Raw genomic sequence first — 16014 nt, 5'->3', positions numbered from 1 at the left:
CGAGGCCTTCATCATAATCAGAGGCCATGTCGGCAGACATTGCGGCCCTGCAACGCTAAACTCTAACTATCCATCGCTTTATTCGACATTCATCCGGCTGGCCTGCCCTTTTGGGACTACACAGGCCGCGATAAGACGCCTCAAGGGACACATCATGGACGACAAGCGCACGACCCACTTCGGATTTCAGAACGTACCCGTCGAGGAAAAGGCCAGCCGCGTTGCCAACGTATTTCACTCCGTGGCACAGCGCTATGACCTGATGAACGATCTGATGTCGATGGGCATCCACCGCCTCTGGAAGAAACTGACCATCGAAAAAGCGGCGGTTCGCCCCGGTCAGACGATCCTCGACATTGCGGGCGGTACGGGCGACCTGACCGCCAAGTTCGCCAAAAAGGTCGGCCCGACCGGCCGCGTGGTGCTGGCTGACATCAACGCCTCAATGCTGAATGTTGGACGCGACAAGCTGATGAACATGGGCATCGGTCATGAAGTGGAATACGTTCAGGCCAATGCAGAAAGCCTGCCGTTTCCGGACAATACCTTCGACCGCATCACAATCGCTTTTGGTCTGCGTAACGTCACTGACAAGGACAAGGCGCTGCGCTCAATGGCGCGCGTGCTCAAGCCGGGCGGTCGTCTGCTGGTGCTAGAGTTCTCGAAACCGACCAATCCTCTGTTTGAGAAAATCTACGACCAGTACTCGTTCCAGATCCTGCCGCGTATCGGCCGTCTGATCACGCAGGACGCCGATTCCTACCGCTATCTGGCAGAGTCGATCCGTATGCACCCGGATCAGGAAACGCTCAAGGGCATGATGGAACAGGCCGGACTGGATCGCGTCGAGTACACCAACATGACCAACGGTATCGTCGCCCTGCACACAGGCATCAAGTTCTGAACGGCCGAGGCCCAGCTGGCTCATGATGTTTCTACCCCGTTTTATGCTCAGGCGTGCCGAACGAGCGCTCAACGTCCTGCTGCAGCGCGATCCAGCCACGCCCCAGCGTCTGGCCCCACTGGCCGGACGTTCGCTAGCCCTCGTGCTGACCGCACCGGCGCTGCAGATCGTACTGGTGGCGACTGACGCCGGGCTGCGTATTGCCGATGGCTCATCTGCTCCCTCGCCGGATGTGCGCCTTACGCTGACGCCAACGGCCCTCGGTGCGCTGCTGGGTGGCGCCGATATCGAAACCGTTATCCTGCAAGGCAGCGTACGGGCGGAAGGCGATACGGCACTACTGAGCCACTTTGGCACTCTGCTGCGCCGTCTGGACCCTGATCTTGAAGGCGCGCTGGCCCAACTGATTGGCACACTGCCCGCCCATGCGCTGATGAGTCAACTGCGCCGCCAGCAGGCGCTGTATCGCAGTACTTGGACACAACTGCGCACCGACAGTGCCGATTACGCGACCGAAGAAGCGCGAGTAGTAGTGGGCCAGCGTCAGCTTCACATCATCCGTGACCAGCTGGATGAACTTGTACGCCAGCTGGAACGCAACGAACGGCGCTTGGCCCATATCGAACACCGCCGCACTTCCCTCGACGACAACAAGGAGCCACCCGCGTGATGCTAACGCGCCTGCTGCGGATTTTCTGGGTCATCGCTCGCTACCGCCTCGACCTGCTGCTACCTCGCCACCGCCTACCCACACGGATGCGTCTGCTTCTGCTGGTGCTGCCGTTCTGGCTGTTTCCAAAGCGCGATCTTCCCCGCGCTGTACGGCTGCGCGTGGCGCTGGAAACGCTCGGGCCGATCTACGTCAAGTTTGGTCAAATGCTGTCGACGCGCCGCGACCTACTGCCCAACGATTTTGCGACCGAACTGAAGAAGCTACAGGATCAGGTTCCCCCGTTTCCCAACGACGTCGCGCATCGCGTGGTCGAAGAAAGCCTTGGTGCCCCTATCGACCGTCTGTTCTCGCACTTTGAAGCATCACCACTGGCATCGGCTTCCATCGCTCAGGTGCATGCAGCACGGTTGCCCGAGGGCGACGATGTCGTGGTCAAAATCATCCGCCCCGGCATCGACAAGGTGCTGCGCAGCGACATGCTGCTGCTGACCCGTGTGGCACGTCTGCTGCGCTGCGTACCTGAGTTCCGCCGCCTGCGCCCGGTCGAGGTGGTCGACGACTACCGCCTGTCGCTGTTCGACGAACTGGATCTGCATAAGGAAGCGGCCAATACCTCGCAGCTACGCCGCAACTTCAGCCAGTCGCATCTGCTGTACGTTCCCACGCTCTACTGGCCGCTCACGCGCCGCAATGTCATGGTGCAGGAGCGCATCTACGGTATTCCGGTGGCGGATATTGAGACCCTGCGCGCCAAGGGCGTCGACCTGCGGCTGCTGGCCGAACGTGGCGTCGAGATATTCTTCACCCAGGTCTTCCGCGATAACTTCTTTCACGCCGACATGCATCCCGGCAATATCTTCGTGGATGCGCGCGATCCGGCCGACCCTCGCTATATCGCCATCGACTGCGGCATCGTCGGCAGCCTGACACGTGAAGATCAGGACTATCTGGCCCGCAATATCCTAGCGTTCTTCCATCAGGACTATTACGAAGTGGCAGCCCTGCACATCGAATCAGGCTGGGTGGGTGAAGGCACTCGTGCCAACGAATTTGCGTCGGCCATCCGCGCCGTATGCGAGCCGATCTTCGAGAAACCGCTGAAGGATATTTCGTTTGGGCAAGCGCTGATGGGGCTGTTCCAGACCGCACAACGTTTCAATATGGAAGTGCAACCACAGCTCATCCTGCTGCAGAAGACGCTCATCAACATCGAAGGGCTGGGCCGTACGCTCTACCCCGAGCTAGATCTGTGGCATACCGCCAAGCCCTACCTCGAAAACTGGATGCGCGAGCGCTCAGGGCCACGCGGGCTGTGGAAATCGCTCAAGCGCCATGCGCCCGAACTGACCGATCGGCTGCCCGAGCTGCCACTGCTGGCACACCAAGCCTTGCGCACCTACGCACATGGGCAGCGCCACCGCCAACAACTGGCAGTGGCGCAGTCACAGCAGCTGCGTCAATCACGCCGTCAGCCACGCCGCTACCGCCGCCTGCGCATCGGACTACTGCTGTTGGCCACCGCACTGGCTTGGCAACCCTTCTTGAGCGACTGGGTAGCCGAACAGCATTGGAGCACTCTGACAGCCGGTGCTGTGGGCCTGCTGCTGCTGCTGTAGCGTCATTCCCATCCGCAGTATGATAGAAAGGCCTCGGGCACATCCGAGGCCTATACCACGATAACGACAAGGTCTACCGATGAGTGATGTTTTCGATCGTCTGAGCCAGGTACTGGCAGAGCGCCGCAACGCGTCCCCCGACTCTTCTTATGTGGCGCAGCTGCACCATAAAGGGTTGAATAAGATCCTCGAAAAAGTGGGCGAAGAAGCCACCGAGATGATCATTGCCGCCAAGGATGCCGAACATCCCACCGACGCCGATCGTGAACGACTTCGCCTTGAAGCCGTCAAAGAAACGGCCGACGTCTGGTTCCACTCTCTGGTAGCGCTTTCACACCTCGGACTGGGGCTTGAAGACGTCGAGGCCGAACTGGCACGCCGTTTCGGTACCTCAGGACTGGAAGAGAAAGCATCACGCACCCGCTCCTGATGGCCGCCACTGGCGCGTTCCTTGCACACAGAATAATGCGATACCGATCGCCGAACGCGCCCGTGGACCGAACAGGCTTTATCGAGTCACCTTGATGTCCCTGCGAGAATCCCAATGCTGAACGGCGTATCCCTTTCTTCCGTCATGATGGTCATAGGTGTCCTGCTGATCGTACTGGCCCTGTGGCGACTGCTGCGCGTCTTCCGTCCAGCCAACCGCCATCGCAAGGCTGCGGCACCTGCCGAAACGACACGGCAGGAACCGGCCATCGGCTCATCGGATAGTGAACGAGGTGAATAATCATGCTGGATTTCAGCCTGTCAGAACTGGCGGTCGTCGGCACGATAGCGCTGGTCGTACTGGGCCCTGAACGGCTGCCCAGCGCCGCGCGAACGGCCGGGCGCTGGATCGGCAAGGCACGACGCTTTGCGACCCAGATGCAGCAGGAACTGACCTCACAGCTGGACGCAGAAGAACTGCGCAAGGAAATGAGCGAGCATCAGCGCCTACTGGATGAACAGATGCAGGAGACGCGACAGGCCCTCGCTCAGGTACAGCGCGACACCCAGCATGCCTTGACGGATGCCACCGTTGATCCGACGAAGCCCGTACCCACCGTGATAGCACCGCCTCGCGATCACTATGCACAGCAAGATGAGGTGGCCCCTTGGCGGCCTGTCGCCTCCATGCCAACACCTGCCGTGCAGGATGCACCGCGCCCGCGCATAGCAGCGAGCGCCCTGCGTCCCACATTATCTTCAGACAGCAACGCCGCTACCACGACAAGGAATGCCGATGACTCATGAAGCGCCTTCCTCTGCGCCCGACGATGAAAACGGTGGCCTGCGCGCCCCACTGATCGAACACCTGATTGAACTGCGCAAACGGTTGATTCGCTGCGCACTGTCGATCGTGGCCGTTTTCCTCGCGCTCTATCCCTTCTCTAACCGACTTTACGAGTTCGTATCCGAGCCGCTTATCCGCATGATGCCGCAGGGCACACGCATGATCGCCACGGAAGTGGCATCACCGTTTCTCGCCCCGTTTCGCCTGACCGTACTGACGGCCATCGTCATCACGGTGCCCTTCCTGCTTTATCAGATTTGGGGCTTCGTCGCGCCCGGCCTCTACCGCAAAGAAAAGCGGCTGGCTCTGCCGCTGCTGGTCTCCAGCGTGCTGTTGTTCTATCTAGGCATGGCCTTCGCCTATTACGTCGTCTTCCCCGTGCTGTTCCATTTCTTCACGGGCACCGTTCCCGCGCACGTTGAAATGATGACGGACATCGACGCCTACCTCTCTTTCGTCGTGAAGCTGTTCATCGCGTTTGGCGTTGCATTCGAAGTGCCTGTCGCCACAGTTCTGCTGGTGATGACCGGTATCGTGAGCGTCGATACCCTGAGCAAGAAACGTGGCTACGTGGTCATCGGCTGCTTTGTGATCGGCATGCTGTTTACCCCACCTGATGTGCTCTCACAGTGCATGCTGGCCGTTCCCATGTGGGTACTGTTCGAAGCAGGTCTGCTGTTTGGCCGCTTGGTCAGTCGGCGCCAGACATCACGCGATGATGAAGAGGATGCACAGGCAGACGACTAGCGCACCTGCCTGCACCATACGGTAGCGGGAGCCAATACCTCTGCCCCGCTGCCTACTTCCCCGCGTCATCCTTACCCACTCCGCTCATCTTGCCCCGCCCCGTCTTCCCGCATGAACAACCTCAAGCACAATGCCAATGTTTAACACTGTTCATCACGCGTGACATCCTGCATCACGGCTTACGCACGCACCTTTTTATCTCCAGCAAAATCAGGCCATTGCTCGCCGCAGAGCACCGGTATCTGGCACTATTTGCACATGACAACAGTACGGTGGCCTGTACGGCGCCCGTAGCGTAGGGATTATTTTGAATCACAAGAGGGGAAAGGAAATGACGTCGAACACTGCATCCCGTCACTCGTTCAAGTGGGCGCTGATCAGCATCATGCTCGGTGGTGCAATGTGCTACTTGCTGCCCTGGCACAGTGTCCTACTGAGCAACGGTATCTATGACATTCTGGTCAACCGCACACCGATATTCTATCCGCTATTTTCATGGCTGATGGCATTTCCCAACGGCATCATAATCGTTGCACCGCTGACGCAATTGCTCGGGCTGTACTATTTCCATCAGATCATCATCATGAAACTTGCGCTAGATGATAAAAATCGGGGGCTATTCAGAAGCAGCATCACACTTATCTTCGCATTGGTGGCGGTCTTTTTTGCGGCGATAGTGACACTGAATTTGCTGAACCCTCACCACTACGGTTATGGGCCCAGCAGCGATATTATTCTGATAGCGCTTCTACAGCTGCCGATGGTGGCAGCACTGTGCGGTCCCTGCCTATCGATCGCTCAACAAGGGGGACTGCGTTCGATGATGGCCGCGCTAGCGGCTTTCCTGTTCATTACCTTTGCCTTACCTGCCTATAGGGCCTACTCCCTGCTAACGTTTAATAAACAACTGGCTTACATGGTGCTTATCCATGCGGCCTTTACAGCAATCAATATCCTGTTCGCCACCCTGCTAAGAATGAGCGGTATCTCGATGCGATCGACGCTGTACGGTGTAGCCCTTGTCTATATTCTCTCTCATATCGTGGTCCTAATCGTCATATGACGTCTCGTGTCTGCAACGCATCATGAGCTCGTAGCGACCCCGCTGGTGCCATAAACTACTGCTTCTGGCACCAGCGAAAAGCCCCCTCTTATGGCGAATAAGAGGGGGCTTACTGTCTGGCGAGCAGCTATATAACGTCGATAATGACAATCAGCGATGATATGGCCTAACGCACTATCCGCAATGGCCGGAGTAACGCAAAGCGATACCGACCCGGCCGAACACTAGGCCGGGCGAGAGCGCTTCCAGAGCGGCAGCGCTTCCTTTAAGGCACCGATCCAAGGCACGGAGCGCGCGTCGCGCTGCTCACAGTTCAGCCCCACGAAATGCTGGAAAGGGTGGCTAACCGTCATTGCCAGATAGCGCAGCTTACGCGATATCGCATCGCGCTGGGTGAACAGCCGAGCGATCTCTTGCGTCGCCAGATACAGCGGTCGGGCGGTCAGTTGGGCCCGACGTGCCACGGTAGCCACCACACTGTCGCCACCGATATCGTCACCGTTCAGGCAGGCCACAGCAACCTCGGCCGCCAACGAACGTGCCCCCATCAGCCCCAAGTTCAGTCCATGCGCTGTGATTGGCAGCATGCCGACGGCGGCATCGCCCAGCAAAATGGTACGCTCAGCGTGAAAGCGATCAGCATAACTGCCGCTGAGCGGCACACGGTAGCGCGACGACGTCAGCGCGATATCCCCCAGCCGTCCTTGCAGCCGTGTATCCAGATAAGCGCGCAGAGTCCCCTCATCCATCATCATCACGCGATCGGCATCGACAGGTTTTAGCATCAAGGCCAGCGATGTCTGCTGCCCCTGCAACGGTAGCGTGGCAATACTGCCGCCATTGTCGAACTGCTGTAGCGTCCAACCATCGTGAGGTTCAGAGTGCTTCACTCGACAGCACAGCATGTCGAACCCTTGGTCATCCGTACGGTGGCTGATATTGACGAGCGAACGCGTTTTGGAACCGCGGCCATCGGCGGCCACCAGCAAGCGGGCACCCAGCGAACGTCCATCATCAAGCGTCAGCTGAATGTGATCGGACAGCATGTGGACGCCGCTCAAGCGATGCTCCAGTAACGGCTGAAAACCGGCCTGCCGAGCCACCAAAGTAAACAGCTCATCACGCAGACGATGTTCAGGAATAAACTCCCCCACCCGGTCCGCTCCCGGCACCGGTCCAAACGACAGCGAGCGAGACACTTCCAAATCGCTGACGCGCGCGCCACGAATAGGAGAGCGTTCGCCGTCAGCGAGTCCGCTCAACGCCCCCAATGTATCAAGCCAGTCCAGAATACCGTTAGATAAGGCCACATCGCGCCCATCGTATTCGGAATCTTGCAACGAGGTAGCGGGCCGTGGATCGATAACGGCCACTGACAGTCCCTGAACCAGCAACGCCAGCGCAGCGCTGAGCCCTACCGTTCCCGCCCCGATCACTGCAACGTCAACGGTATCGCGTTCTTGATGCATCAAATGTCCCTTGTGGTATTCCTGCGGAAAAGTTCCTTTTCCATTGCGCCATGCCTTCTCCACTTTACGGCACGGAGTACACAGTCTAGCAGCATCGGCAACGGCATCGGAGCGCGAACGCCGCTGAATGAGGAATGTTCACGCGGAAGAAAACACCCTTCACTCGATATGGACATCAGCGGATGAAGGGTGTACAGGGGCGTGGGCAATACACGGATTAGCTTACCAGCTGCCCTGATTTTCCATGCTGCTCCACGGTTCGGCAGGCGCGAGCGCTTCGCCTTTCTGCAGCAGTTCAATGGAGATGCCATCCGGAGATTTGATGAAGGCCATATGCCCATCACGGGGCGGCCTATTGATCACAACGCCATCGTCCATCAGACACTGGCAGAGGGCATAGATATCATCGGTTTCGTAGGCCAGATGACCGAAGTTGCGACCGCCGCTGTAAGTTTCGGGGTCCCAGTTCCAAGTCAATTCAAGTTCAGGAGCATGTTCGGAAGACGAGCGGATTTCATCTTGCGGAGCGGCCAAAAAGATCAGCGTGAAGCGTCCTTTGTCGTTATCGACGCGGCGCATTTCACGCAGACCCAGCAGGTCGCAATAGAAATGGAGGGAGGCATCGACATCCTGGATACGAACCATCGTATGTAGATAACGCATGAACAGCACTCCTTGTTGTTGCGGGCAACGATCGTGGCCTTGATATCCACTGTAGTGACGTGTGGATCACTTTGCCTATCGTTTGCCTGCTTATCAAGTGCCGTTCATGCGTTAACGGATTATCGATTGTTCAATGATCCGCAGTGCTGCGGATCGCAGGCCCTCACTGAGAAGGCAAGGGCCTGATAACGCTTACTTCTGGTAGCGAGCGCGCAGCTGGCGAGCTGCAGCCACCATGTTGTGCAGTGCCGGATCAACTTCTTCCCAGCGGCGTGTTTTCAGACCGCAGTCCGGGTTAACCCACAGACGTTCGACCGGAATGTACTGAGCCGCTTTGTCGAGTAGGTCAACGATTGCTTCGACGCTCGGGATGTTCGGCGAGTGGATGTCGTAGACGCCCGGGCCGATTTCGTTCGGGTATTCGAAGCTACGGAACGCTTCCAGCAGCACCATGTGCGAACGAGAAGTCTCGATGGTGATGACGTCGGCATCCAGTGCAGCGATGGATTCAATGATGTCATTGAACTCGGAGTAGCACATGTGGGTATGAATCTGGGTTTCGTCCTGCACACCAGCAGCGGACAAACGGAAGCAGCCTACGGCCCATTCCAGATATGCATCCCATGCGCTGCGCTGCAGCGGCAGACCTTCACGAACCGCAGGTTCGTCGATCTGGATAATGCCGATACCGGCTTTCTCAAGGTCGACCACTTCGTCACGCAGGGCCAGAGCGATCTGACGGCAAGTGACTTCGCGCGGCTGGTCGTCACGAACGAAGGACCACTGCAGAACCGTAACGGGACCGGTCAGCATGCCTTTCATCGGTTTGTCGGTCAGCGACTGAGCATACTGACTCCAACGTACCGTCATCGGCTGCGGGCGTTCGACGTCACCGAAGATGATCGGCGGCTTAACGCAGCGAGAACCGTAGCTCTGAACCCAACCATTGCGCGTGAAAGCGAAACCGTCGAGCTGCTCACCGAAGTATTCGACCATGTCGTTACGTTCGGCTTCACCGTGTACCAGTACGTCGATGCCGTATTCTTCTTGGCGTTTGACCGCATCGGCGATCTGCGCCTTCATCTGCTCTTCGTAGCCCGCCTGATCCAGCTCACCACGTTTGAACTGACGACGTGCGGCACGGATTTCCTGCGTCTGCGGGAAGGAACCGATAGTGGTCGTCGGAAGCAGCGGCAGGTTGAAGCGCGCACGCTGTGCTTTAGCACGTTCCGCATACGGATGCTGACGGTCGTAATCGCTGTCTTTGACAGCTTTCAGACGGTCGGCCACGTGTGTGCGGTGAACGATCGTAGAGGCAGCGCGATCGGCAACGGCCTTGGCCGCATCTTCAGCGGCGGCTTTGTCAGCATCGCTGGCACTGCCATCGACCAGACGGGAAACCAGTGCGATTTCATCCAGCTTCTGACGTGCAAAGGCCAGCCACGGTGCCAGATAGTCCGGCAGGTCGGTTTCGAAGGACAGATCGACCGGCGTGTGCAGCAGAGAGCTGCTACCTGCAACCCACAGACGATCGCCCAGGGCTTTGTGCGCTTTTTCCAGCGCTGCCGCTGCCGCCTTGGTGTCTTTGCGCCAGATGTTACGGCCGTCGATGACGCCCAGAGACAGCACTTTGTCCTGCGGCCATGCGTTTAGGTAATCAGCGTCCTGACCTTTGCCGAACACGAGGTCAAGGTGAACACCGTCAACCGGCAGTTCAGAGACCCATTTAGCAGACTGCTGTACGGCACCGAAGTAGGTCGCCAGCAGAATGCGCGGGCCTTTGCCTTTCAGCGCGGTATAGGCTTTCTGTACGGCCTGCGCCCATTCCGCCGGGACTTCCTGAACCAGCAGCGGTTCGTCGAGCTGAACCCATTCGACGCCCTGTGCTTTCAGTTTTGCCAGTACTTCACCGTACAGCGCAACCAGCTGGTCGAGGTAGTCAAGACGGGACGCTTTGCCGGTAGCACGTGCCAGCCACAGGTAAGTGACCGGACCGATCAGACTGACCTTAACGTTGTGGCCCAGATCCAGCGCTTCCTGCACTTCGTCAAACAGACGAGTGCTGCTGAGGCTGAAGGTCTGACCGTCTTCCAGTTCCGGCACCATGTAGTGGTAGTTGGTGCCGAAGAATTTAGTCATCCCGCAAGCAGCGGCGGGTTTACCACTCGGCGCACGGCCACGAGCCATGCGGAAATAGGTGTCGAGGTCGACCGCTGTTCCGGCTTTGTGCTCGAAACGTGCAGGAACGGCACCGATCAGCGCAGTGATATTGAGCACGTGATCATAGAAAGCGAAGTCGCCGACAGTAACGAACTCAAGACCGGCCTGTTTCTGGTCGTTCCAGTGGCGAGCACGCAGTTCACGTGCGGTGGCTTCCAGTGCATCAGCGGAAACCTCACCCTGCCAGTAACCTTCCTGAGCTTTTTTCAGTTCGCGCTGTGCCCCGATGCGCGGATAACCAAGAGTATGTGCCGTAACGGTCATGTACCTGTATCCTGTGTGTAGAGAAAAGGGAAAGCGATGGATGGTCGAGAGCCGTAAACAGCTCTGTGTGTCGGCCTCTGCTTATGGATTCAGTCTCCTTTGCATTCGAGATTGAATCAAACTCATAAATTTCATCATTTGAGTGAATATAATTCATGCCACGCCTCGAAATCAGACATTTGCGCACTCTGGTCGCCCTGCGTGACAGCGGATCACTGGTAGAGGCCGCCGAACGGGTGCACCTGACCCAGTCGGCCCTCTCCCACCAGCTCAAGGAGCTGGAGGGGCGTGTCGGTACGCTGTTCAAACGCAAAACGCGTCCCATTCAGTTCAGCCCCGTTGGCCAGCGCTTACTCGTACTGGCCGATCAGGTACTGCCGCAGATCCGGCTCGCTGAGCGCGACATCGACCGTCTGATGCGACGCCATGAAGCACGTCTTCACATGGCGATCGAGTGCCACAGCTGTTACCAGTGGCTGATGCCCACACTGGATCACTATCGCCAGCAATGGCCCGATGTCGAAGTCGACCTGATGGGCAGCAATGTCTTCGAACCACTCACGTCACTCCTGCGTGAACAGCTCGATTTGGTCATCACCTCTGACCCGCAGCCACTGGACGGCATTGAGTACATCCCGCTGTTCCGCTACGAGAGCCTGCTGGCTGTCGCTCAAGATCACCCTTTAGCAAAACGCGCATGGGTGGCACCGGAAGATCTGCGCGAACAGGTGCTCATCACCTACCCCGTCGAACATTCACGATTGGATGTCTTCAGCAAGTTCATGACGCCTGCTGGCGTCTACCCGGACGAAGTACGCACCGCTGAGCTCACCATGATGATGGTGCAGTTGGTGGCAAGCGGCCGTGGCGTCTGCGCGCTACCGAACTGGGCCCTCACCGAATACCTCAACCGCCAGTACGTCAAAGCACTGAAGCTGGGCGAACAGGGCGTTTGGAGCACGCTGTACGCCGCCATTCGTCAGGAACAGCGCGAACAGCCTTGGATGAAAGCGTTCCTGCAGATTGCTCGCCAAACCTCCTCCGAAGAGCTGGACGGCATTCAACTGCCATGAAGGACAGCGCAGCGTCTGCGCATGAATCAGAATTAGTGTAGCGCCAATGCACGGGCACGCGGTATACGGCACATCGCTATAAGAACATGCCTGCCAGCACTAAAGGCACTAAGAGAGGAAGGTGGGAACAGAAGAGGGGGGATTACGCAGGCGGAAGCGTTGCCCGCACGCCAACCACGATCAGCGGCTGACGCGCGGTAACAGCGCCTGCTGTTCCTGCCCCTTGGCATCCTGCGGAGGCGTAGGGATCAGCATGGAGAAGCGTGCGCCATTTAGACTGGGCGCAGAAGAGATGATCAGCCGGCCCGCATGCCAAGCCACGATCTTGGAGACGATGGCCAGCCCGAGCCCGTGACCACTCGAAAACGGATTAGGCGCTGACGAGCGCGTACGGCTACCGTCCAGACGCACGAACGGCTTGAACACCTTGTTGCGGCTGCTAGCAGGAATCCCTGGCCCATCGTCGTCTATTTGGATGCACACCACGCTATGGATATAGGCCAAACGGACATCAACCTGCTCCTCGGCATACTGGCATGCGTTGCAGAGCACATTGAGCAGTGCACGTTTCAGATAGCGCCGATCAGCCAACACCCACAACACGGCCTGCCCTTTCATACGCACCTCGATATGCGGGTAGCGTACCGCTAATTGCTCAATCAGATCACTGATCAGCTCATGTGCTTCAATCCACTCCTTGGCCAGCGGTAACTGCCCTGCGGAGCTTTCCAGACGCGAATAAGTCAGGATCTCATCCATCAGGTGATCGATGGCTTCAATATCATTGTCGATATCGCTCAGCTGACGCTGGATGGCCTCGGACTCACTGATATCCGCCACCATCTGCAACGCGAAGCGAATACGCGCCACCGGTGTACGGAACTCGTGTGATACCGCCTGAATCAGATCCTGCTGCGCACTGAGCGACGCCTGCACCTGCTCCGCCATGGCATTAATGGCATGGCTTAACGGGTGAAACGGGTCATGGAAGTCGACGGGCACGCGATAGGTGAAATCACCCCGTGCAATGCGCTCGGCCGCCCGTTGCAGACGCGCGAAGCGCCGCTGCCGGATCGAAATAAGCCAGCACCCCATCGCCACCAACATGATACCCAACGCCACCAGCAGCATCACAACAGGCATAATGGGCGTTGCGGTATAGAACGTGATCGGTCCTACCGCAATCCAATGACCATCGTTGAGCAACGCATACATCGACAGCGACGGCCCCTTGGCTGAGATCGAGGTCACGATTTGATGCGCACTAAGCTGCTCACGCTGCTCAGGTGTCATGGTGGAAAGCGACTCGCTTCCCATCTGCATTGGCCAGTCACTGGTCAGACGTAATCGATCGAAACGCGCATCGCGCGCCTTGGGCGGTTGCTGCTCAATCCACTCACGCAGCAATTGCATGAGAATGATGGGCTGGCGTTCAGTGAAGGAAATGGTATCCAGCACAAGCACCTGGCGCCCATCGGGCAGCAGGTGAAAGAGACGCCAGCCGTTATCGCTAGCTTCCACAACGGTCTGCAGACTATCTAGCCGCCGTTGCTGGAAATAGTTGAAGTGCAGCGTGGCTTCGTCGATAAGCGACAGATCGACACCCAACCGTTGGCCCCACACCGCCACCCAGTGCGCCTGCTCGGAAGGCTGCTTGCCTTCCAGCATATACGACAGGAGCGCCATGGGCATGCTGGCCGTCTGCTCACGGTAGTGCTGGGCCCTCCAGGACTCCCAGTACCAGAAGGCCGAGGCTGCCAAGGTCAGAATCAAGACAACCAATAGGATGAAGCGTCGATAACCAGCAAGCACTGGGCGTTTCAGATAAGACATCAAGCATCTCTGACAAACAGGTAGCCCTTGCTGCGTACCGTCTTGATACGCTGCGGATGATGCGGGTCGTCGCCGATCTTGGGACGAATACGTGACACTCGGACATCGATCGAACGATCTTGTCCGTCATACTTGATGCCACGCAGCGCCGAGAATATCTCTTCTCGTGTAAGTACTCGCCCCGCGTTGGATGCAAGCAACCATAGCAGATCGAACTCGGCGCTGGTCAGATCAATACGTTCGGCGTTCAGCCAAGCTTCACGCGTTCCCGCATCCACTACCAGATCCTTGAACTCTAGGCGGGCATCGGATGGTGCCGTTTCCACGGTTTCCGAACGGCGCAGCAACGCACGCATGCGTGCCAGCAGAACACGGGGAGGCACAGGTTTCGGGACGTAGTCATCTGCGCCCATCTCCAATCCCAGCACCTGGTCCATGTCATCCGTGCGGGCAGTCAGCATCAGGATCGGACCGGCATACTGGGGGCGTACGCGGCGGCAGATAGACAAACCATCTTCCCCCGGCAACATAAGATCGAGAATGACAAGATCCGGCCGCAGTGACAGGATGGTCTTCACGCCACGACTGCCATCATGTTCAACGCTGACCTTGAAACCGCTCCCTTCCAAATATTCCTTGGTCAGAGCGGCCAACCGCTCATCATCTTCGATGATCAGGATATGATCGTTTTCCAAAGCACACTCCATCGCTCGCCCTGTCGTCATTTTGAGGCGCTACCGACACATTCTGCTGTCATAGGCCTGTCATCATCGCCAGGACATCGTCGCCGGATGGTCGATTGACCCCCCTTCCTGAAAGTCAGCGTTCCGGCAACGTCCTGTGCCTGGCTCATATCATTGCATGATTCATTAGGAAAAAAGCTGTACGCGGCATGGTGACACCGTTCCCCTTACTCAGATCCAATTGAAGAAGCGGGGAAAATACGTACAGGGCCTTGGGTACTTTAATACCTGCCCATGAGGCCCACCACAGTTATTACAGAAAAGTTACAATTCCCTCCCCCGCATACCGTCAGTGCATACCCTCGCCAGACGCTAGGCGTACCGTCGATTGCAGGACTTGATGCCGACCTGCGCAAAGCCGCTCCAGAGAAGCGTTCACCGCAGGCTATTGCCACCATTGACAGATTACATGACCCTTAACCGGCTCATTGCAGTAGGCTTCTTAGGAAATGCAGCGTGTTCTGCACTATTTTCCGTTTTTGTAGGGGTTGATGTTTCCCCTATTCAGCGCCATCTTTCTAAGCAAGGCAGGATGCTTGGGTTATCGACAGCATCGCCTATTCAGGACACACTTTTGAAAAGGAACATTCCCATGAGCAGTGCAAAAACCAGCCATCTCAAAGACGCCAAAGCAACGGCGACCCGTCTGTTCCCGACCCGCAATGACATCCCTGAAAAGCAGCGTAGCCAGATCGTTGCCATCATGAATGCCCGCCTGGCCGAACTGATCGACCTGTCTCTGGTCATCAAGCAGGCACACTGGAACCTCAAAGGCAAAAACTTCATCGGCGTTCATGAAATGCTCGACGGCTTCCGCAGCGGCATTGATGCTCACGTAGATGAAACCGCAGAGCGTCTGGTACAGCTGGGCGGCACTGCCTTCGGTACGGTCCAGAACGTCGCTGAAAACACGTCTCTGGCGGCCTATCCGGCAACCATCCATAAAGTGGAAGACCATCTGAAAGCGCTGGCCGATCACTATGCAGGGGTTGCTGCAAAAGTCCGTAAAAGCATCGACGAAACCGATGAACTGGGCGATGCCGACACAGCTGACCTGCTGACAGGCGTATCTCGTACGCTGGACAGCAACCTGTGGTTCATCGAAGCGCATCTGCAAGCCTGATAGGCATCAACAGATCGAAAATCGCGTCGCTCCGTGATATTAACGGGCAGTGGGAAACCACTGCCCGTTGTCATATCCAGCGGCCGTACCTAACACCCTTTGGCACTGCATAGGTTCAGAGAAGTTTACCTCAACTTGCCTGATCATGCTCTCTACTGCTGTGTAACGCTAGTATCCACATACCTGCCCCCTAATCAAGCGCACGGCTACAGTATCCTCTTTTCAGAGCCAAGAGACGCAGTGTTAACGCATAAAGCATTAATATATCAATGTATTACAGTATGTTTCTCATATTAAAACATGCTCAATGCACACTGCTTTCATCTCAAGTGCCACTAGCGTCCTGC

At 57.3% G+C, this 16014-nt stretch carries 15 protein-coding genes; 10 read left to right on the top strand and 5 right to left on the bottom strand.

The window, feature by feature from the left end; translation table 11 throughout:
- Positions 1–154: 154 nt before the first annotated feature.
- The 8 genes from ubiE to ZBT109_RS03620 all read left to right on the top strand — a co-directional run bounded on the left by ubiE (position 155) and on the right by ZBT109_RS03620 (position 6279).
- A complete protein-coding gene (gene ubiE / locus ZBT109_RS03655; RefSeq protein WP_027705251.1) occupies positions 155–904 on the top strand; it encodes a bifunctional demethylmenaquinone methyltransferase/2-methoxy-6-polyprenyl-1,4-benzoquinol methylase UbiE in 750 nt (249 codons plus the stop codon).
- Between the two features lie 22 nt (positions 905–926).
- Complete coding sequence (locus tag ZBT109_RS03650) at positions 927–1574, top strand: ubiquinone biosynthesis accessory factor UbiJ (protein WP_027705252.1); 648 nt, start codon at positions 927–929, stop codon at positions 1572–1574.
- Complete coding sequence (gene ubiB / locus ZBT109_RS03645; protein ID WP_027705253.1) at positions 1574–3193, top strand: ubiquinone biosynthesis regulatory protein kinase UbiB; 1620 nt, start codon at positions 1574–1576, stop codon at positions 3191–3193. The genes ZBT109_RS03650 and ubiB overlap by 1 nt, the downstream gene beginning before the upstream one ends.
- A gap of 79 nt (positions 3194–3272) precedes the next feature.
- The gene (locus ZBT109_RS03640; protein ID WP_027705254.1) at positions 3273–3623 is read left to right on the top strand and encodes a phosphoribosyl-ATP diphosphatase; all 351 of its coding nucleotides are present in this window, start codon (positions 3273–3275) and stop codon (positions 3621–3623) included.
- Positions 3624–3737: 114 nt separating this feature from the next.
- Positions 3738–3923, top strand: coding sequence for a hypothetical protein (locus tag ZBT109_RS03635; protein WP_027705255.1), 186 nt, complete (start codon positions 3738–3740; stop codon positions 3921–3923).
- A 2-nt stretch (positions 3924–3925) separates the two neighbouring features.
- Positions 3926–4429: a Sec-independent protein translocase protein TatB gene (tatB, locus tag ZBT109_RS03630; protein WP_051523835.1), complete on the top strand. Its 504-nt coding sequence runs from the start codon at positions 3926–3928 to the stop codon at positions 4427–4429.
- Positions 4419–5216 (top strand): twin-arginine translocase subunit TatC, encoded by a 798-nt coding sequence (gene tatC, locus ZBT109_RS03625; RefSeq protein ID WP_027705256.1) that lies wholly within the window; start codon positions 4419–4421, stop codon positions 5214–5216. The genes tatB and tatC overlap by 11 nt, the downstream gene beginning before the upstream one ends.
- Before the next feature lie 331 nt (positions 5217–5547).
- Positions 5548–6279: a hypothetical protein gene (locus ZBT109_RS03620; protein WP_027705257.1), complete on the top strand. Its 732-nt coding sequence runs from the start codon at positions 5548–5550 to the stop codon at positions 6277–6279.
- 224 nt (positions 6280–6503) lie between these two features.
- On the opposite strand, the gene ZBT109_RS03615 is transcribed toward ZBT109_RS03620, so the two are convergent.
- From ZBT109_RS03615 to metE, 3 genes are all read right to left on the bottom strand, one after another.
- Positions 6504–7748 (bottom strand): FAD-dependent oxidoreductase, encoded by a 1245-nt coding sequence (locus tag ZBT109_RS03615; protein ID WP_051523836.1) that lies wholly within the window; start codon positions 7746–7748, stop codon positions 6504–6506.
- A 222-nt stretch (positions 7749–7970) separates the two neighbouring features.
- On the bottom strand, positions 7971–8411 hold the full coding sequence (locus ZBT109_RS03610; RefSeq protein WP_027705258.1) for a VOC family protein: 441 nt from the start codon (positions 8409–8411) through the stop codon (positions 7971–7973).
- Between the two features lie 192 nt (positions 8412–8603).
- Complete coding sequence (gene metE / locus ZBT109_RS03605; RefSeq protein WP_027705259.1) at positions 8604–10895, bottom strand: 5-methyltetrahydropteroyltriglutamate--homocysteine S-methyltransferase; 2292 nt, start codon at positions 10893–10895, stop codon at positions 8604–8606.
- A gap of 155 nt (positions 10896–11050) precedes the next feature.
- Here metE and ZBT109_RS03600 point away from each other — a divergent pair, with 155 nt between their 5' ends.
- A complete protein-coding gene (locus ZBT109_RS03600) occupies positions 11051–11968 on the top strand; it encodes a LysR family transcriptional regulator (protein WP_027705260.1) in 918 nt (305 codons plus the stop codon).
- A 180-nt stretch (positions 11969–12148) separates the two neighbouring features.
- Here the strand turns inward: ZBT109_RS03600 and ZBT109_RS03595 are convergent, their stop codons facing one another.
- Together ZBT109_RS03595 and ZBT109_RS03590 are read right to left on the bottom strand one after the other, a co-directional pair.
- Positions 12149–13801: an ATP-binding protein gene (locus ZBT109_RS03595; protein ID WP_027705261.1), complete on the bottom strand. Its 1653-nt coding sequence runs from the start codon at positions 13799–13801 to the stop codon at positions 12149–12151.
- On the bottom strand, positions 13801–14526 hold the full coding sequence (locus ZBT109_RS03590; RefSeq protein ID WP_051523837.1) for a winged helix-turn-helix domain-containing protein: 726 nt from the start codon (positions 14524–14526) through the stop codon (positions 13801–13803). Before ZBT109_RS03590 ends, ZBT109_RS03595 begins: the two co-directional genes overlap by 1 nt.
- A 610-nt stretch (positions 14527–15136) precedes the next feature.
- Between ZBT109_RS03590 and dps the strand changes: the two genes are divergently transcribed.
- The gene (gene dps, locus ZBT109_RS03585; protein WP_084261810.1) at positions 15137–15667 is read left to right on the top strand and encodes a DNA starvation/stationary phase protection protein Dps; all 531 of its coding nucleotides are present in this window, start codon (positions 15137–15139) and stop codon (positions 15665–15667) included.
- Positions 15668–16014 lie beyond the last annotated feature (347 nt).

Source organism: Zymobacter palmae, assembly GCF_003610015.1.
GTDB lineage: Bacteria > Pseudomonadota > Gammaproteobacteria > Pseudomonadales > Halomonadaceae > Zymobacter > Zymobacter palmae.
This window is presented reverse-complemented; position numbering and strand designations above follow the sequence as displayed.